This window comes from Citrobacter sp. RHB35-C21, assembly GCF_013816515.1.
GTDB classification, from domain to species: Bacteria; Pseudomonadota; Gammaproteobacteria; order Enterobacterales; family Enterobacteriaceae; genus Citrobacter; species Citrobacter braakii.
In genome coordinates this window covers 395,662-412,432 of record NZ_CP057147.1, presented here as the reverse complement: position 1 = coordinate 412,432, position 16,771 = coordinate 395,662, and the positions used below count along the sequence as shown (strand labels likewise).

Annotated in this window: 33 protein-coding genes; 2 read left to right on the top strand and 31 right to left on the bottom strand. The window is 50.1% G+C overall.

The features are described 5' to 3' along the window. The first annotated feature begins 1 nt into the window (after position 1). Positions 2–1,378 (top strand): Trk system potassium transporter TrkA, encoded by a 1,377-nt coding sequence (trkA, locus tag HVZ39_RS02020; RefSeq protein WP_003031153.1) that lies wholly within the window; start codon positions 2–4, stop codon positions 1,376–1,378. A 141-nt stretch (positions 1,379–1,519) separates the two neighbouring features. Continuing rightward, positions 1,520–1,933, top strand: a complete 414-nt coding sequence (gene mscL, locus HVZ39_RS02015) for a large-conductance mechanosensitive channel protein MscL (protein ID WP_016154742.1) — start codon at positions 1,520–1,522, stop codon at positions 1,931–1,933. On the opposite strand, the gene arfA is transcribed toward mscL, so the two are convergent. From arfA to rpsJ, 31 genes are all read right to left on the bottom strand, one after another. Continuing rightward, positions 1,930–2,148: an alternative ribosome-rescue factor ArfA gene (gene arfA / locus HVZ39_RS02010; protein WP_016157605.1), complete on the bottom strand. Its 219-nt coding sequence runs from the start codon at positions 2,146–2,148 to the stop codon at positions 1,930–1,932. The genes mscL and arfA overlap by 4 nt on opposite strands. A 56-nt stretch (positions 2,149–2,204) precedes the next feature. Further along, entirely contained in the window at positions 2,205–2,630 is a 426-nt protein-coding gene (zntR, locus tag HVZ39_RS02005; protein WP_104652294.1) for a Zn(2+)-responsive transcriptional regulator, read from the bottom strand. Between the two features lie 10 nt (positions 2,631–2,640). Then, positions 2,641–3,009 carry a DUF1992 domain-containing protein gene (locus HVZ39_RS02000; protein WP_181633175.1) on the bottom strand — a complete coding sequence of 123 codons (369 nt, stop codon included), beginning with the start codon at positions 3,007–3,009 and terminating at the stop codon, positions 2,641–2,643. Positions 3,010–3,115: 106 nt separating this feature from the next. After that, a complete protein-coding gene (gene rplQ, locus HVZ39_RS01995; protein ID WP_001216370.1) occupies positions 3,116–3,499 on the bottom strand; it encodes a 50S ribosomal protein L17 in 384 nt (127 codons plus the stop codon). Between the two features lie 40 nt (positions 3,500–3,539). After that, the gene (gene rpoA / locus HVZ39_RS01990; protein ID WP_003031139.1) at positions 3,540–4,529 is read right to left on the bottom strand and encodes a DNA-directed RNA polymerase subunit alpha; all 990 of its coding nucleotides are present in this window, start codon (positions 4,527–4,529) and stop codon (positions 3,540–3,542) included. A 25-nt stretch (positions 4,530–4,554) separates the two neighbouring features. Then, positions 4,555–5,175 (bottom strand): 30S ribosomal protein S4, encoded by a 621-nt coding sequence (gene rpsD, locus HVZ39_RS01985; RefSeq protein ID WP_003031138.1) that lies wholly within the window; start codon positions 5,173–5,175, stop codon positions 4,555–4,557. Between the two features lie 33 nt (positions 5,176–5,208). Continuing rightward, positions 5,209–5,598, bottom strand: coding sequence for a 30S ribosomal protein S11 (rpsK, locus tag HVZ39_RS01980; RefSeq protein ID WP_003031137.1), 390 nt, complete (start codon positions 5,596–5,598; stop codon positions 5,209–5,211). A gap of 16 nt (positions 5,599–5,614) precedes the next feature. Then, positions 5,615–5,971 (bottom strand): 30S ribosomal protein S13, encoded by a 357-nt coding sequence (rpsM, locus tag HVZ39_RS01975; protein ID WP_003031135.1) that lies wholly within the window; start codon positions 5,969–5,971, stop codon positions 5,615–5,617. Positions 5,972–6,117: 146 nt separating this feature from the next. Beyond that, positions 6,118–6,234: a 50S ribosomal protein L36 gene (rpmJ, locus tag HVZ39_RS01970; RefSeq protein WP_000868187.1), complete on the bottom strand. Its 117-nt coding sequence runs from the start codon at positions 6,232–6,234 to the stop codon at positions 6,118–6,120. Positions 6,235–6,264: 30 nt separating this feature from the next. Then, positions 6,265–7,596: a preprotein translocase subunit SecY gene (gene secY / locus HVZ39_RS01965; RefSeq protein ID WP_001118864.1), complete on the bottom strand. Its 1,332-nt coding sequence runs from the start codon at positions 7,594–7,596 to the stop codon at positions 6,265–6,267. 7 nt (positions 7,597–7,603) lie between these two features. Then, positions 7,604–8,038, bottom strand: a complete 435-nt coding sequence (gene rplO, locus HVZ39_RS01960) for a 50S ribosomal protein L15 (protein ID WP_003031132.1) — start codon at positions 8,036–8,038, stop codon at positions 7,604–7,606. 3 nt (positions 8,039–8,041) lie between these two features. After that, positions 8,042–8,221, bottom strand: coding sequence for a 50S ribosomal protein L30 (rpmD, locus tag HVZ39_RS01955; protein ID WP_001140434.1), 180 nt, complete (start codon positions 8,219–8,221; stop codon positions 8,042–8,044). A gap of 3 nt (positions 8,222–8,224) precedes the next feature. Then, positions 8,225–8,728: a 30S ribosomal protein S5 gene (gene rpsE, locus HVZ39_RS01950; RefSeq protein ID WP_003031131.1), complete on the bottom strand. Its 504-nt coding sequence runs from the start codon at positions 8,726–8,728 to the stop codon at positions 8,225–8,227. A gap of 14 nt (positions 8,729–8,742) precedes the next feature. Then, on the bottom strand, positions 8,743–9,096 hold the full coding sequence (gene rplR / locus HVZ39_RS01945; RefSeq protein ID WP_000358960.1) for a 50S ribosomal protein L18: 354 nt from the start codon (positions 9,094–9,096) through the stop codon (positions 8,743–8,745). Between the two features lie 9 nt (positions 9,097–9,105). Continuing rightward, positions 9,106–9,639 (bottom strand): 50S ribosomal protein L6, encoded by a 534-nt coding sequence (rplF, locus tag HVZ39_RS01940; protein ID WP_003031129.1) that lies wholly within the window; start codon positions 9,637–9,639, stop codon positions 9,106–9,108. Positions 9,640–9,651: 12 nt separating this feature from the next. Next, the gene (rpsH, locus tag HVZ39_RS01935) at positions 9,652–10,044 is read right to left on the bottom strand and encodes a 30S ribosomal protein S8 (RefSeq protein ID WP_003031127.1); all 393 of its coding nucleotides are present in this window, start codon (positions 10,042–10,044) and stop codon (positions 9,652–9,654) included. Between the two features lie 30 nt (positions 10,045–10,074). Next, entirely contained in the window at positions 10,075–10,380 is a 306-nt protein-coding gene (rpsN, locus tag HVZ39_RS01930) for a 30S ribosomal protein S14 (RefSeq protein WP_003031125.1), read from the bottom strand. Positions 10,381–10,394: 14 nt separating this feature from the next. Next, positions 10,395–10,934, bottom strand: coding sequence for a 50S ribosomal protein L5 (gene rplE / locus HVZ39_RS01925; RefSeq protein ID WP_003031123.1), 540 nt, complete (start codon positions 10,932–10,934; stop codon positions 10,395–10,397). Positions 10,935–10,948: 14 nt separating this feature from the next. After that, positions 10,949–11,263, bottom strand: a complete 315-nt coding sequence (gene rplX, locus HVZ39_RS01920) for a 50S ribosomal protein L24 (RefSeq protein WP_003031122.1) — start codon at positions 11,261–11,263, stop codon at positions 10,949–10,951. Between the two features lie 10 nt (positions 11,264–11,273). Next, a complete protein-coding gene (gene rplN / locus HVZ39_RS01915; protein ID WP_000613954.1) occupies positions 11,274–11,645 on the bottom strand; it encodes a 50S ribosomal protein L14 in 372 nt (123 codons plus the stop codon). A 163-nt stretch (positions 11,646–11,808) separates the two neighbouring features. After that, positions 11,809–12,063: a 30S ribosomal protein S17 gene (gene rpsQ / locus HVZ39_RS01910; RefSeq protein ID WP_003031120.1), complete on the bottom strand. Its 255-nt coding sequence runs from the start codon at positions 12,061–12,063 to the stop codon at positions 11,809–11,811. Then, a complete protein-coding gene (rpmC, locus tag HVZ39_RS01905) occupies positions 12,063–12,254 on the bottom strand; it encodes a 50S ribosomal protein L29 (protein WP_000644742.1) in 192 nt (63 codons plus the stop codon). Before rpmC ends, rpsQ begins: the two co-directional genes overlap by 1 nt. Next, entirely contained in the window at positions 12,254–12,664 is a 411-nt protein-coding gene (rplP, locus tag HVZ39_RS01900; RefSeq protein ID WP_000941212.1) for a 50S ribosomal protein L16, read from the bottom strand. The genes rpmC and rplP overlap by 1 nt, the downstream gene beginning before the upstream one ends. A 12-nt stretch (positions 12,665–12,676) precedes the next feature. Continuing rightward, the gene (gene rpsC, locus HVZ39_RS01895) at positions 12,677–13,378 is read right to left on the bottom strand and encodes a 30S ribosomal protein S3 (RefSeq protein ID WP_000529945.1); all 702 of its coding nucleotides are present in this window, start codon (positions 13,376–13,378) and stop codon (positions 12,677–12,679) included. A gap of 17 nt (positions 13,379–13,395) precedes the next feature. After that, positions 13,396–13,728: a 50S ribosomal protein L22 gene (rplV, locus tag HVZ39_RS01890; protein ID WP_000448832.1), complete on the bottom strand. Its 333-nt coding sequence runs from the start codon at positions 13,726–13,728 to the stop codon at positions 13,396–13,398. 14 nt (positions 13,729–13,742) lie between these two features. Continuing rightward, positions 13,743–14,021 carry a 30S ribosomal protein S19 gene (gene rpsS / locus HVZ39_RS01885; RefSeq protein WP_001138115.1) on the bottom strand — a complete coding sequence of 93 codons (279 nt, stop codon included), beginning with the start codon at positions 14,019–14,021 and terminating at the stop codon, positions 13,743–13,745. 16 nt (positions 14,022–14,037) lie between these two features. Further along, positions 14,038–14,859 carry a 50S ribosomal protein L2 gene (gene rplB / locus HVZ39_RS01880; RefSeq protein ID WP_016154746.1) on the bottom strand — a complete coding sequence of 274 codons (822 nt, stop codon included), beginning with the start codon at positions 14,857–14,859 and terminating at the stop codon, positions 14,038–14,040. A gap of 17 nt (positions 14,860–14,876) precedes the next feature. After that, positions 14,877–15,179, bottom strand: coding sequence for a 50S ribosomal protein L23 (rplW, locus tag HVZ39_RS01875; protein WP_000617546.1), 303 nt, complete (start codon positions 15,177–15,179; stop codon positions 14,877–14,879). Continuing rightward, on the bottom strand, positions 15,176–15,781 hold the full coding sequence (rplD, locus tag HVZ39_RS01870; RefSeq protein WP_003031119.1) for a 50S ribosomal protein L4: 606 nt from the start codon (positions 15,779–15,781) through the stop codon (positions 15,176–15,178). Before rplD ends, rplW begins: the two co-directional genes overlap by 4 nt. A 10-nt stretch (positions 15,782–15,791) precedes the next feature. Continuing rightward, a complete protein-coding gene (gene rplC, locus HVZ39_RS01865) occupies positions 15,792–16,421 on the bottom strand; it encodes a 50S ribosomal protein L3 (RefSeq protein ID WP_003031117.1) in 630 nt (209 codons plus the stop codon). 32 nt (positions 16,422–16,453) lie between these two features. Further along, positions 16,454–16,765, bottom strand: coding sequence for a 30S ribosomal protein S10 (gene rpsJ, locus HVZ39_RS01860; RefSeq protein WP_001181005.1), 312 nt, complete (start codon positions 16,763–16,765; stop codon positions 16,454–16,456). Positions 16,766–16,771: the final 6 nt, after the last annotated feature.

Here is a 16,771-nt window from a genome sequence, read left to right as displayed (position 1 = left end):
GATGAAAATTATCATTCTGGGCGCAGGGCAAGTTGGCGGTACGCTGGCTGAAAACCTGGTCGGAGAGAACAACGATATCACGGTAGTCGATACCAATGGTGAGCGCCTGCGTAGCCTACAGGACAAGTTTGATCTCCGTGTCGTGCAAGGGCATGGTTCGCATCCCCGCGTTCTACGTGAAGCCGGTGCTGACGATGCCGATATGCTGGTTGCCGTAACCAGCTCAGATGAAACAAATATGGTTGCCTGCCAGGTAGCTTATTCACTGTTTAACACGCCTAATCGTATCGCTCGTATTCGTTCACCGGATTACGTTCGTGATGCGGACAAGCTATTTCAATCTGATGCGGTGCCTATCGATCACCTGATTGCGCCTGAGCAACTGGTTATCGATAGCATTTATCGCCTGATTGAATATCCGGGCGCATTGCAGGTAGTGAATTTTGCAGAAGGAAAAGTCAGCTTGGCCGTGGTGAAAGCCTATTACGGTGGGCCGCTGATTGGTAATGCGCTGTCGACAATGCGTGAGCATATGCCGCACATCGATACCCGCGTTGCGGCAATTTTCCGTCATGACCGACCGATCCGTCCGCAAGGTTCTACCATTGTTGAAGCGGGTGATGAAGTTTTCTTCATCGCGGCCTCGCAGCATATTCGCGCCGTAATGAGCGAATTACAGCGTCTGGAAAAGCCTTACAAACGCATTATGTTAGTGGGCGGTGGTAATATTGGCGCCGGGCTGGCACGGCGGCTGGAAAAAGATTACAGCGTCAAACTGATTGAACGTAATCAACAGCGTGCATCCGAGCTTGCAGAGAAACTGCAAAATACGATCGTCTTTTTTGGTGATGCCTCGGATCAAGAGCTGCTGGCGGAAGAACATATCGATCAGGTTGATCTGTTCATTGCGGTAACCAACGATGATGAAGCGAATATCATGTCGGCGATGCTTGCCAAACGGATGGGCGCCAAGAAAGTGATGGTGTTGATCCAACGCAGAGCATACGTCGATCTGGTGCAAGGCAGCGTGATCGATATTGCGATTTCACCGCAGCAGGCAACCATCTCTGCGCTGCTCAGTCATGTGCGTAAAGCGGATATTGTTGGTGTATCTTCACTGCGCCGTGGCGTCGCGGAAGCCATTGAAGCCGTTGCACACGGTGATGAAACGACGTCACGGGTTGTGGGTCGCTCAATTGATGAAATTAAACTTCCACCAGGAACCATTATTGGCGCCGTTGTGCGTGGTAACGATGTGATGATTGCCAATGATAACCTGCGTATTGAACAGGGCGATCACGTAATTATGTTCCTGACAGATAAAAAGTTTATTACCGACGTCGAGCGACTATTCCAGCCAAGTCCGTTCTTCCTGTAATAATTTGGGCGCTGAAACTGCGCCTAAATTATTTCCCTTTATTTTTCATGGTTTAATAAATTTCTATTTAGGCAATACATAAATGGAAATTGCCTAAACATTTGTTAAACTTATAAACGTCAGCTGCATAGGGAGAATAAGATGAGCATTATTAAAGAATTTCGCGAATTCGCGATGCGCGGGAATGTTGTCGATTTGGCAGTGGGTGTCATTATTGGTGCGGCATTTGGGAAGATTGTTTCATCACTGGTTGCCGATATCATCATGCCGCCGCTGGGGTTGTTAATTGGTGGAATTGATTTTAAACAGTTTGCTTTAACACTACGTGATGCACAGGGAGATATCCCGGCAGTCGTTATGCATTACGGTGTATTTATTCAGAATATCTTTGATTTCGTTATTGTTGCGTTTGCTATCTTTATGGCAATCAAGCTGATCAACAAACTGAACCGTAAAAAAGCGGAAGAGCCAGCAGCACCGCCAGCGCCATCGAAAGAAGAAGTATTGCTGAGTGAAATTCGTGACCTGCTGAAAGAACAGAATAACCGCTCTTAAGCACTCACTGAAACAAGAAGGCCAGTGGTAAAAAAGTGAATGACTTTCTTGCCACTGGCCTCCCAGTTACCCCGATTACCATGTTTACCTTTACGTAGATAACTTCCTTTCCCTTTCTTATTTTTCTCAACGCGCTGCCTGAACAGTGGGTCATGTAGAAGCGCCTCAATGGCGTTATCTTTTATCTGCCCTTTAGTGTGCTGATAACGACTCATAATACCTCCAGTTGTCGTAATTTACGCCGCGAGTGTAGACCTGACCGTTCAATAAATCAACAGCCTAATGGTGATCCACTGGCGCCTTGCTCAAGTGCTTCAAGGATAGAGCAGTACACGCTGCTGTGTGCCTTACCACAACACGCGTCATTCAATCGCTGCAGCGACCGTTGCATCGCCTGAAGCTCAGCTATTCTCGCTTCCACTTCCTGCAATCTTTCCTGGACGATCCCTTTTGATTCCTGGCAGGTATGGTGTTCGGGATCGATGCGGATCGAAAGCAGTTCGCGGATCGATTCCAGAGTGAAACCAAGCTGACGGGCATAGCGAATAAACTTTAGACGCTGAAGATCGCTTTCCGTATAGAGACGAAACCCGCCTTCTGTACGTATTTCATGTTCCATCATCTGCTGCTTTTCATAGTAGCGGATAGTATCAGGCGTCACGTCAGCCAGCTTCGCTAATTCACCAATACGGTACATGCTATCTCCGCTATTCGTCGTTGATCTTCTGCAGCAGCTTATCTGCGTATTCACCGTGTAAAAACTCGGTGCTGAGTCCAGCCTGCCGAAGTTTCAGTTCCAGTAGTGACAGTCTTCGACTCACTTCCTGATAATGGGGATCATCTTTGCGGATCCCTGCAAGTATTTCAAGCAGTTGTATTGCCTCTCTGCGCTGCTCAAGCTCAGGAGGAAAACATCCCGCATTTTTTAATAAACGGAATCCGGCTCGAAGTTCCGGCGGAATGTGGGAATCATCGTCAAGAACCAACGGTTCTCCTGTACCAGGCAAACCATCAAACTCACCTTTAGACTGCGCATCAGTAATATGGCGCTCTGCCCACTGGTCCAGTAACCACATACAACACTCCAGTGATGAACAAAAAGAGTACAGATATTGTAGGTAAGTGGGGATATGACGGATATAAAAAAACCCGCCGAGGCGGGTTTTTTTACGTTACTACAGATTACTCTGCAGCAGCTTCTGTTTTCTCTGAACGATCAACCAGCTCGATGTATGCCATCGGCGCGTTGTCGCCTGCACGGAAGCCACACTTCAGAATGCGAGTGTAACCACCGGCGCGGCTCGCGAAACGCGGGCCCAGTTCGTTAAACAGTTTTGCCACGATCTCGTTATCACGAGTGCGGGCGAATGCCAGACGACGATTAGCTACGCTATCAGTCTTGGCAAGAGTAATCAGCGGCTCAACTACGCGACGCAGCTCTTTCGCTTTCGGCAGAGTCGTCTTGATGATTTCATGACGAACCAGTGAACCTGCCATATTGCGGAACATAGCCTGGCGATGGCTGCTGTTGCGGTTCAGTTGACGACCACTCTTACGATGGCGCATGACCTTATCCTTCTCAGTAAAACCTTAACCTGTGATCCGGTTACTCGTCAGCGATGCTTGCCGGTGGCCAGTTTTCCAGGCGCATGCCCAGAGACAGTCCACGGGAAGCCAGCACGTCTTTAATCTCAGTAAGAGATTTTTTACCAAGGTTAGGCGTCTTAAGAAGCTCAACCTCAGTACGCTGTACCAGATCACCGATATAGTGGATAGCTTCTGCTTTGAGGCAGTTAGCAGAGCGGACAGTCAATTCCAGATCGTCAACAGGGCGCAGCAGGATCGGATCGAATTCTGGTTTCTCTTCTTTAACTTCCGGCTGACGTACATCACGTAAGTCAACGAAAGCTTCAAGTTGTTCAGCCAGAATGGTTGCCGCACGACGAATCGCCTCTTCAGGATCGATTGTGCCGTTGGTTTCCATTTCGATGACCAGCTTGTCCAGGTCGGTACGCTGTTCTACACGCGCTGCTTCAACATTGTAGGCAATACGCTCTACAGGGCTGTAGCATGCGTCGACCAGCAGACGGCCGATTGGGCGCTCATCTTCTTCCGAATGAATTCGGGTAGAAGCCGGCACATAACCACGACCGCGCTGAACTTTGATACGCATGCTAATAGATGCATTCTCATCGGTCAGGTGGCAGATCACGTGCTGTGGCTTGACGATTTCGACATCACCATCATGGGTAATGTCGGCTGCAGTCACAGGGCCAATGCCAGATTTATTCAAGGTAAGAATAACGTCATCTTTACCCTGAACTCTCACCGCCAGCCCTTTCAGGTTGAGCAGGATTTCCAGGATATCTTCCTGAACGCCTTCTTTGGTGCTGTACTCATGTAGTACACCATCAATCTCAACCTCGGTCACCGCGCAACCCGGCATCGATGAGAGCAGAATACGGCGCAGTGCGTTACCCAAAGTATGGCCAAAGCCACGCTCTAAAGGCTCAAGGGTCACCTTGGCGTGCGTCGAACTCACTTGCTCGATATCTACCAGGCGCGGTTTTAGAAACTCTGTCACAGAACCCTGCATTGTGTCCTCTCTTTGGTACTAAGCTTTACTTGGAGTAAAGCTCGACGATCAGGTGTTCGTTAATGTCCGCAGACAGATCAGAACGCTCCGGCTTACGCTTGAACGTACCTTCCATCTTGCCAGCATCAACTTCCAGCCAGGTTGGCTTTTCACGCTGCTCAGCCAGCTCCAGAGCGGCTTTCACGCGAGACTGCTTCTTCGCTTTCTCACGAATGCTAACAACGTCATTCGGACTAACCTGATAAGAAGCGATGTTAACAACACGACCGTTTACCATAATTGCTTTATGGCTGACCAGCTGACGTGCTTCTGCACGAGTGGCACCGAAGCCCATACGGTATACAACGTTGTCCAGACGACCTTCCAGCAGACCCAACAGGTTTTCACCGGTGTTGCCTTTCAGACGTGCTGCTTCTTTGTAGTAGTTACGGAACTGACGCTCCAGCACACCGTAGATACGGCGAACTTTTTGCTTTTCACGCAACTGCACACCATAGTCAGACAGACGCGGTTTACGCGCACCGTGCTGGCCAGGAGCTTGTTCAATTTTACACTTGGTATCGATCGCGCGAACGCCAGACTTAAGGAATAAGTCAGTGCCCTCACGACGGCTCAGCTTGAGCTTAGGACCCAAATATCTTGCCATTTTCTTTCTCCAACAATCCTAGAAACGACAGCGTTATACGCGACGTTTTTTCGGCGGACGACAACCGTTATGAGGGATCGGAGTCACATCAGTAATATTAGTGATGCGGAAACCAGCGGCGTTCAGAGCACGAACAGTAGATTCGCGACCTGGACCCGGTCCTTTGACCATAACTTCCAGATTCTTGATACCGTATTCTTTTACGGCTTCAGCGCAACGCTCTGCTGCAACCTGAGCTGCAAACGGAGTGGATTTGCGAGAACCACGGAAACCGGAACCACCGGCTGTTGCCCAACCCAGTGCGTTACCCTGACGATCAGTAATGGTAACGATGGTGTTGTTAAAAGAAGCATGGATATGAGCCACGCCGTCAGAGACTTGTTTTCTTACACGTTTACGTGCACGAATTGGTGCCTTTGCCATTATTCAATCACCCCGATTATTTCTTGATCGGTTTGCGCGGACCCTTACGGGTACGTGCGTTGGTCTTGGTACGCTGACCGCGAACCGGGAGACCACGACGATGACGCAAACCGCGATAGCAACCAAGGTCCATAAGGCGCTTGATGCTCATGCTAACTTCACGGCGCAGATCACCTTCAACGACAAATTTGGCAACTTCGTCACGCAGCGTGTCGATTTGTTCTTCAGACAGCTCACTGATCTTAACATCTTCAGCGATACCCGCGGCAGCCAGAATGGCTTTAGAACGGGTCTTGCCGACGCCGTAGATCGAAGTTAATGCGATCACAGCATGTTTCTGATCAGGAATGTTAATGCCTGCTATACGGGCCACTATGCACTCCTACTATTTAATATGTACGCACCATGCTGAAAAGCCCGTTTTCAGGATACTCAAATGGAAACGCACAGACATACAAAAGATTGGCTGGCTAATCTAGCCAGCTCAACCCAACTTTGCAAGAAAAATATGCGAATAAATCAGCCTTGGCGCTGTTTATGCTTCGGCTCGGCACTGCAAATCACACGGATGACACCATCACGCTTAACGATTTTGCAGTTACGGCATAATTTCTTGACGGAAGCACGAACTTTCATTTTTACTCTCCGTAACTTCTCGGGCGACTGTTAACGGCCATAGCCTTTCAGATTCGCCTTCTTCAATGCAGACTCGTACTGACTTGACATCATCAGAGTTTGCACTTGAGCCATAAAGTCCATAATCACGACAACAACGATAAGCAGTGAGGTCCCACCGAAGTAGAACGGTACTTTCATTGCATCACGCATGAACTCCGGGATCAGGCAGATAAAGGTAATGTAGAGCGCACCAACCAGAGTCAGGCGGGTCATTACTTTATCGATATACTTCGCCGTTTGCTCTCCCGGACGAATTCCTGGTACAAATGCACCGGACTTCTTCAGGTTATCTGCTGTTTCACGCGGGTTGAAAACCAACGCCGTGTAGAAGAAACAGAAGAATATGATTGCAGACGCATAGAGTAACACATAAAGCGGTTGCCCAGGCTGCAAATACAGCGAAATTGTTGTCAGCCAGTTCCAACCAGTCCCGCCCCCGAACCATGACGCGATGGTCGCTGGGAACAGAATAATACTGGAAGCGAAGATTGCCGGGATTACCCCCGCCATATTCACTTTCAGCGGTAAATGTGTGCTCTGTGCAGCATAGACACGACGACCTTGCTGACGTTTCGCGTAGTTTACCACAATGCGGCGTTGACCACGCTCAACAAATACAACAAAGAACGTCACTGCAAATACTAATACTGCAACCAACAGCAACACGAGGAAGTGCAGGTCGCCTTGACGCGCTTGCTCGATAGTATGGGCAATGGCTGGCGGGAGTCCCGCGACAATACCGGCGAAGATAATGATTGAGATACCGTTGCCGATACCACGTTCAGTAATCTGTTCGCCCAACCACATCAGGAACATCGTCCCTGTAACCAGACTTACAACAGCGGTGAAATAGAATGCAAAGCCTGGATTCATTACCAGGCCCTGCATACCAGGCATATTCGGCAGACCGGTAGCAATACCGATCGACTGGAATATTGCCAGCACCAGAGTACCGTAGCGGGTGTACTGGCTGATCTTACGACGACCAGACTCCCCTTCTTTCTTAATTTCTGCCAGCGTTGGATGAACCACCGTCAGCAGCTGGATAATAATCGACGCCGAAATATACGGCATGATCCCCAGAGCAAAGATAGAAGCACGGCTGAGAGCACCACCAGAGAACATGTTAAACATTTCAATGATGGTGCCTCGCTGTTGCTCAAGCAGTTTGGCAAGTACAGCGGCATCAATACCAGGGATCGGAATGAAAGAGCCAATACGGAACACAATCAGCGCGCCGATTACAAACAGCAGTCTGCGTTTCAGCTCGCCTAAGCCACCTTTGGCACTTTGAAAATCTAATCCCGGTTGTTTAGCCATCTGCTACTTATTCCTCGATTTTACCGCCAGCAGCTTCGATAGCAGCACGAGCGCCTTTAGTAACACGCAGGCCACGAACAGTTACCGGAGTAGTGACTTCACCAGCCAGAATCACTTTCGCGAACTCGATCTGGATACCGATAATGTTAGCTGCTTTCAGCGTGTTCAGGTCTACAACACCGCCTTCAACTTTAGCCAGGTCAGACAGACGAACTTCGGCTGTAATCGCTGCTTTACGTGAAGTGAAGCCGAATTTCGGCAGACGACGGTACAGAGGCATCTGACCACCCTCGAAACCGCGACGTACGCCACCGCCAGAACGAGACTTCTGACCTTTGTGACCACGACCACCGGTTTTACCGAGGCCAGAACCGATACCACGACCCAGGCGGCGAGCCGCTTTTTTAGAGCCTTCGGCCGGAGACAGAGTATTTAAACGCATCTCTTACTCCTCAACTTTAACCATGAAGGAAACCGCGTTGACCATACCACGAACAGCAGGAGTATCCTCGCGCTCTACGGTGTGACCAATACGACGCAGACCCAGGCCAAGCAGCGTTGCCTTATGTTTCGGCAGACGACCGATTGCACTGCGGGTTTGAGTAATTTTAATAGTCTTTGCCATGGTTTATTTCCCCAGAATTTCTTCAACGGATTTACCACGCTTGGCAGCGACCATTTCCGGAGATTTCATATTTTCCAGGCCATCGATAGTTGCACGAACCACGTTAATCGGGTTAGTAGAACCATACGCTTTAGCCAGAACGTTACGAACTCCAGCGACTTCCAGAACGGCGCGCATTGCACCACCGGCGATGATACCGGTACCTTCGGAAGCCGGCTGCATGAATACACGAGAACCCGTGTGAGTACCCTTAACCGGGTGCTGCAGGGTGCCGTGGTTCAGCGCGACGTTAATCATATTGCGACGGGCTTTTTCCATCGCTTTCTGGATCGCTGCTGGAACTTCACGCGCTTTACCGTAACCAAAACCAACGCGACCGTTACCATCACCAACTACAGTCAGAGCTGTGAAGGAGAAAATACGACCACCTTTAACGGTTTTAGATACGCGGTTAACCGCGATCAGCTTTTCCTGCAGTTCGCCAGCTTGTTTTTCGATGTGAGCCATCTTACACCTCTACCTTAGAACTGAAGGCCAGCTTCACGGGCAGCATCTGCCAGTGCCTGGACACGACCATGATATTGGAACCCGGAACGGTCAAAAGAAACATCTTTGATGCCTTTTTCCAGAGCGCGTTCAGCAACAGCTTTACCTACAGCTGCAGCAGCGTCTTTGTTACCGGTGTACTTCAATTGTTCAGCGATAGCTTTTTCTACAGTAGAAGCAGCTACCAGAACTTCAGAACCGTTCGGTGCAATTACCTGTGCGTAAATATGACGCGGGGTACGATGTACCACCAGGCGAGTTGCGCCCAGCTCCTGGAGCTTGCGGCGTGCGCGGGTCGCACGACGGATACGAGCAGATTTCTTATCCATAGTGTTACCTTACTTCTTCTTAGCCTCTTTGGTACGCACGACTTCGTCGGCGTAACGAACACCCTTGCCTTTATAAGGCTCAGGACGACGGTAGGCGCGCAGATCTGCTGCAACCTGACCGATCAGCTGTTTATCAGCGCCTTTCAGCACGATTTCAGTCTGAGACGGACATTCTGCAGTAATACCCGCAGGCAGCTGATGGTCAACAGGGTGAGAGAAACCTAAAGCCAGGTTTACTACATTCCCTTTAACCGCTGCACGATAACCTACACCAACCAGCTGTAGCTTCTTAGTGAAGCCTTCGGTAACACCGACAACCATTGCATTCAGCAGGGCACGCGCGGTACCAGCCTGAGCCCATCCATCTGCGTAACCATCACGCGGACCGAAGGTCAGTGCATTATCTGCATGATTTACTGCAACAGCATCGTTGAGAGTACGAGTCAGCTCGCCGTTTTTACCTTTGATCGTAATAACCTGACCGTTGATTTTTACATCAACGCCGGCAGGAATAACGACCGGTGCTTTAGCAACACGAGACATTTTTTCCTCCGATTAGGCTACGTAGCAGATAATTTCGCCACCAAGACCAGCCTGGCGCGCTGCACGATCAGTCATAACACCTTTAGAGGTAGAAACAACTGCGATACCCATGCCAGCCATAACTTTCGGCAGCTCGTCTTTACGCTTATAAATGCGCAGACCTGGGCGACTGACACGCTGAATGCTTTCTACAACAGCTTTACCCTGGAAATACTTAAGAGTAAGTTCCAGTTCCGGCTTGGTGTCGCCTTCAACTTTAAAATCTTCAATAAAACCTTCTTCCTTCAGCACGTTGGCAATTGCCACTTTCAGCTTGGAGGAAGGCATGGTGACCGCAGCTTTATTCGCGGCCTGACCGTTACGGATACGGGTCAGCATATCCGCGATCGGATCTTGCATGCTCATCTGTCTTTACTCCCGTGATTCAATTGGTAATTACCAGCTAGCCTTTTTCAAGCCTGGTACTTCACCGCGCATAGCGGCTTCACGCAGTTTGATACGGCTCAACCCGAACTTGCCCACATAGCCATGCGGACGACCTGTTTGACGGCAGCGGTTACGCTGACGGGACGGGCTGGAATCACGCGGCAGAGACTGCAGCTTGAGAACTGCGTTCCAACGATCTTCGTCGGTCGCGTTCACATCAGAGATAATAGCTTTCAGTTCAGCGCGTTTTGCGAAGTACTTATCAGCTAAAGCTACGCGCTTTACTTCGCGTGCTTTCATTGATTGCTTAGCCATTCAGTAACCCTACCTTACTTGCGGAACGGGAAGTCAAAGGCAGCCAGCAGAGCACGGCCTTCTTCATCAGATTTCGCAGTAGTGGTAATGGTAATATCCAAACCACGCACGCGGTCGACTTTATCGTAGTCGATTTCTGGGAAGATGATCTGCTCACGGACACCCATGCTGTAGTTACCACGACCGTCGAAAGACTTAGCGGACAAGCCACGGAAGTCACGGATACGTGGAACAGCAATAGTGATCAGGCGCTCAAAGAACTCCCACATGCGTTCGCCACGCAGAGTTACTTTACAGCCGATCGGATAGCCCTGACGGATTTTGAAGCCTGCAACTGATTTGCGTGCTTTGGTGATCAGCGGTTTTTGACCGGAGATTGCTGTCAGGTCAGCTGCTGCGTTATCCAGCAGTTTCTTGTCAGCGATCGCTTCACCAACACCCATGTTCAGGGTGATCTTCTCGACCCGAGGGACTTGCATGACAGAATTGTAGTTAAACTCAGTCATGAGTTTAGCGACTACTTCGTCTTTGTAGTAATCATGCAGTTTCGCCATCGTACTACTCCAAATTACTTGATAGTTTCGCTGTTAGATTTAAAGAAACGGACTTTTTTGCCGTCTTCGAATCTAAAGCCTACACGGTCAGCCTTGCCGGTTGCCGCGTTGAAGATAGCAAGGTTAGAGATCTGAATAGCTGCTTCTTTCTCTACAATGCCGCCTGGTTGGTTCAGGGCCGGAACCGGCTTCTGATGTTTCTTAACCAGGTTGATACCTTCAACAATGACCTTGCCGGAAGACAGGACATTCTTAACTTTACCGCGTTTACCTTTATCTTTGCCGGTTAACACGATAACTTCGTCATCACGACGGATCTTCGCTGCCATGATTCGCTCCTTAGAGTACTTCTGGTGCCAGAGAGATAATTTTCATGAACTTCTCGTTACGAAGTTCACGAGTTACCGGCCCAAAAATACGCGTACCGATAGGTTGCTCGCTGTTATTGTTTAAAATAACGCATGCATTACCATCGAAGCGAATGACAGAACCGTCCGGGCGACGAACACCCTTCTTGGTGCGCACCACTACCGCCTTCAGCACATCACCTTTTTTGACCTTACCACGCGGAATTGCTTCCTTGATGGTGATCTTGATGATATCGCCGACGCCTGCGTAGCGACGGTGCGAGCCACCCAGAACCTTGATACACATTACGCGACGTGCACCGGAGTTGTCGGCGACGTTCAGCATAGTCTGTTCTTGGATCATTTTAGTGCTCCGCTAATGTCAACTACTACTGAGACCCGAAAATCAGGTCGTTAAAAAAGCCCCATATCGGGGGCGCGGCATTATAACACCGCTTCAACGATATGGGTAGAAAAAATAAACGGCTCATCGCTGAGCCGTTTATTCGTTGAGAATGCCTACTGTATTACAGAACGGCTTTCTCTACAACGCGAACCAGCGTCCAGGACTTAGTCTTGGACAGCGGACGGCATTCGCGGATTTCAACCACGTCACCAGTACCGCATTCGTTGTTCTCGTCATGTACGTGCAGTTTGGTCGTACGCTTAATGAATTTACCGTAGATCGGGTGTTTCACAAAACGTTCGATAGCAACAACGATGGATTTCTCCATTTTATCGCTAACAACGCGACCTTGCAGAGTACGGATTTTATCGGTCATTACGCACCCGCCTTCTCAGTCAGTAAAGTCTTAACGCGTGCGACATCACGACGCACTTGCTTCAACAGGTGAGACTGTTGCAGCTGGCCACTTGCAGCCTGCATACGCAGGTTGAACTGCTCACGCAGCAGATTCAGCAGCTCGGTGTTCAGCTCTTCAACACTCTTCTCACGCAGCTCTTTTGCTTTCATTACATCACCGTCTTAGTTACAAAGGTGGTTTTAATCGGCAGTTTCGCTGCTGCCAGCTTGAATGCTTCACGGGCCAGCTCTTCCGGTACGCCGTCCATTTCATACAGGACTTTACCCGGCTGAATCAAGGCAACCCAATACTCCACGTTACCTTTACCTTTACCCATACGCACTGCCAGCGGCTTTTCAGTGATCGGTTTGTCCGGGAATACACGGATCCAGATCTTACCTTGACGCTTAACTGCACGGGTCATAGCACGACGTGCTGCTTCGATCTGACGGGCAGTCAGACGACCACGGCCAACAGCTTTCAGACCGAAGCTGCCGAAGCTAACATCCGTACCCTGCGCCAGACCGCGGTTACGGCCTTTGTGCATTTTACGGAATTTTGTACGCTTTGGTTGTAACATCAGCGACGCTCCTTATTTACGGCCTTTACGCTGCTGCTTTTTAGGTTGCGCAGCCGGTTTTTCCGGTTGTTCAACAGCAGCCATACCACCCAGGATCTCGCCTTTGAAGATCCACACTTTAACGCCGATTACACCGTAAGTGGTGTGCGCTTCAGAGGTGTTGTAGTCGATGTCAGCACGCAGAGTGTGCAGAGGTACGCGACCTTCGCGGTACCATTCGGTACGTGCGATTTCCGCGCCGCCCAGACGGCCGCTAACTTCAACTTTAATACCTTTAGCGCCCAGACGCATTGCGTTCTGTACAGCACGCTTCATAGCACGACGGAACATAACACGACGTTCCAGCTGAGAAGTGATGCTGTCAGCAACCAATTTTGCATCCAGTTCAGGTTTACGCACTTCGGCGATATTGATCTGAGCAGGAACGCCAGCAATATCCGCTACGACTTTGCGCAGTTTTTCTACGTCTTCACCTTTCTTACCGATAACGATACCCGGGCGAGCGGTGTGAATGGTCACACGGATGCTCTTAGCCGGACGCTCGATAACGATACGAGATACAGACGCTTTAGCCAGTTCCTTAGTCAGGTACTGACGTACTTTAAAATCGCTGTCCAGGTTGTCAGCGAATTCTTTGGTGTTCGCAAACCAGGTTGAGTTCCATGGTTTTACAATACCCAGGCGAATACCATTAGGATGTACTTTCTGACCCATTGCTAGTCTCCAGAGTCTCAGCGATCGGACACAACCACAGTAATGTGGCTGGTGCGCTTCAGGATGCGATCTGCACGACCTTTTGCACGCGGCATAATGCGCTTCATGCTCGGGCCTTCGTCTACGAAAATTTTCGTAACTTTCAGATCGTCAATGTCAGCGCCATCGTTGTGTTCAGCGTTAGCAATGGCAGATTCCAGGACTTTCTTGACCAGTACAGCCGCTTTCTTATTGGTGTAGGTCAGAATATCCAGAGCCTGCGACACTTTCTTACCGCGAATCAGGTCTGCAACAAGGCGAACCTTCTGAGCAGAAGAACGAGCATGGCGATGTTGAGCTAAAGTTTCCATCTCTTCCTCCTACCTTATTTCTTCTTCGCTTTTTTATCAGCAGCATGGCCGCGATAAGTACGAGTCGGTGCGAATTCACCCAGTTTGTGACCGACCATTTCGTCGGAAACAAATACCGGAACGTGCTGACGACCATTATGGACAGCGATGGTCAAACCGATCATGTTAGGAAAGATCGTTGAACGACGGGACCAAGTGCGCAGGGGCTTCTTGTCTCCGCTTTCCACCGCTTTCTCTACCTTCTTCAGCAAGTGCAGGTCAATAAAAGGACCTTTCTTGAGAGAACGTGGCATGGCTTATCCTCTAAAATTATTTGCTACGGCGACGTACGATGAATTTATCAGTACGCTTGTTGCTGCGGGTCTTCTTACCTTTGGTCTGAACGCCCCACGGAGTTACCGGGTGCTTACCAAAGTTACGACCTTCACCACCACCATGTGGGTGGTCGACTGGGTTCATCGCAGTACCGCGAACGGTAGGACGAACACCACGCCAGCGTGCAGCACCTGCTTTACCCAGAACGCGCAGCATATGCTCAGCATTGCCAACTTCGCCCAGAGTTGCACGGCAGTCTGCTTCGACTTTACGCATTTCACCAGAACGCAGACGCAGGGTGACATAAGCACCATCACGAGCAACGATCTGAACGTAAGTACCAGCGGAACGTGCCAGCTGACCGCCTTTACCTGGTTTCATTTCTACGTTATGAACGGTAGAACCAACCGGGATATTGCGCATCGGCAGGGTGTTACCTGCTTTGATTGCAGCATCAACGCCAGATTGAACCTGGTCGCCAGCTTTCAGGCCTTTAGGGGCCAGGATGTAACGGCGTTCACCGTCTTTGTACAGAACCAGCGCGATGTTCGCGGAGCGGTTCGGATCGTACTCAAGACGTTCAACAACTGCCGGGATACCGTCTTTGTTGCGTTTGAAGTCAACAATACGATAAGCCTGCTTGTGACCACCACCGATGTGACGAGTGGTGATGCGGCCATTGTTGTTACGACCACCGGATTTGCTGTTTTTTTCAACCAGCGGAGCAAAAGGTTTGCCCTTGTGCAGCTCTGGGTTGACCACTTTAACAACGTGGCGACGACCCGGAGATGTCGGTTTACATTTAACAACTGCCATTGTATTACTCCTCCGACTTACTCAGCGCCGCCGACGAAGTCCAGATTCTGGCCTTCCTTCAGGGTGACGTAAGCTTTTTTCCAGTCGCTACGACGACCGATACGCTGTCCGTGACGTTTAACTTTCCCTTTAACTACCAGGGTGTTAACGACTTCGACTTCGACTTCAAACAGTTTCTGCACAGCAGCTTTGATTTCTGCTTTGGTCGCGTCTTTAGCAACTTTGAGAACGATGGTGTTAGTTTTTTCCATCGCAGTAGACGCTTTTTCAGAAACGTGCGGTGCGCGCAGCACTTTCAGCAGACGTTCTTCACGAATCATGCCAGCATCTCCTCAACTTGCTTAACAGCATCAGCAGTCATTACGACTTTGTCGAAGGCGATCAGGCTAACCGGGTCGATACCAGTTGCATCGCGTACGTCAACCTTATGCAGGTTGCGCGCAGCCAGGAACAGGTTTTCGTCCAGCTCACCGGTGATGATCAGCACATCTTCCAGAGCCATGTCTTTCAGTTTCTGTGCCAGCAGCTTAGTTTTAGGCGCTTCTACAGAGAATGATTCGACAACGATCAGACGATCCTGACGTACCAGTTCGGACAGAATGCTTTTCAGCGCGCCGCGGTACATCTTTTTGTTAACTTTTTGACTGTGGTCCTGTGGACGAGCAGCGAAGGTCACGCCACCTGAACGCCAGATCGGGCTCTTGATAGAACCTGAACGCGCACGGCCGGTACCTTTCTGGCGCCACGGCTTTTTGCCTGAACCAGTTACTTCAGCACGAGTCTTCTGAGCACGAGTACCCTGACGAGCACCAGCTGCATAAGCAACAACAACCTGGTGAACCAGCGCTTCGTTGAAATCACGACCGAAGGTAGTTTCGGAAACAGTCAGCGCGCTCTGCGCGTCTTTCAATACTAATTCCATTGCTATCCCCTTACGCCTTCACAGCTGGTTTAACGATCAGGTCGCAACCGGTCGCACCCGGAACACCACCTTTAACCAGCAGCAGGTTGCGCTCAGCGTCAACACGTACTACGTCCAGGCTCTGAACGGTTACACGTTCGTTGCCCAGCTGACCTGCCATTTTCTTGCCTTTAAACACTTTGCCCGGAGTCTGGTTCTGACCGATAGAACCCGGAACGCGGTGGGACAAGGAGTTACCGTGAGTAGCGTCCTGGGTACGGAAGTTCCAGCGCTTAACGGTACCAGCGAAACCTTTACCTTTAGAGGTACCGGTTACGTCAACTTTTTTAACGTCAGCAAACAGTTCAACGCTAATGTTCTGACCAACGGTGTATTCTTCACCATCTGCCAGGCGGAACTCCCACAGGCCGCGGCCAGCTTCTACGCCAGCTTTAGCAAAGTGGCCAGCTTCCGGCTTAGTTACGCGGTTAGCTTTTTTAGCACCGGTGGTAACCTGAACAGCGCGATAGCCATCGTTAGCCAGATCTTTAACCTGAGTAACGCGGTTTGCTTCAACTTCGATAACGGTTACTGGGATAGATACGCCATCTTCAGTGAAGATGCGGGTCATACCCACTTTTTTACCGACTAAACCAATCATTGTATCAACCTCTCAATCGCTCGATGACCTGATTAACCCAGGCTGATCTGCACGTCTACACCGGCAGCCAGGTCCAGACGCATCAGAGCATCAACGGTTTTTTCAGTTGGCTCAACGATGTCAACCAGACGCTTGTGAGTACGGATCTCGTACTGATCACGCGCGTCTTTGTTGACGTGCGGGGAGATCAGAACGGTGAAACGCTCTTTGCGGGTCGGCAGCGGGATCGGACCACGAACCTGCGCACCAGTGCGCTTGGCAGTCTCGACGATTTCCGCGGTTGATTGATCGATCAGACGATGATCAAACGCTTTCAAACGGATACGGATTCTTTGGTTCTGCATGAGACC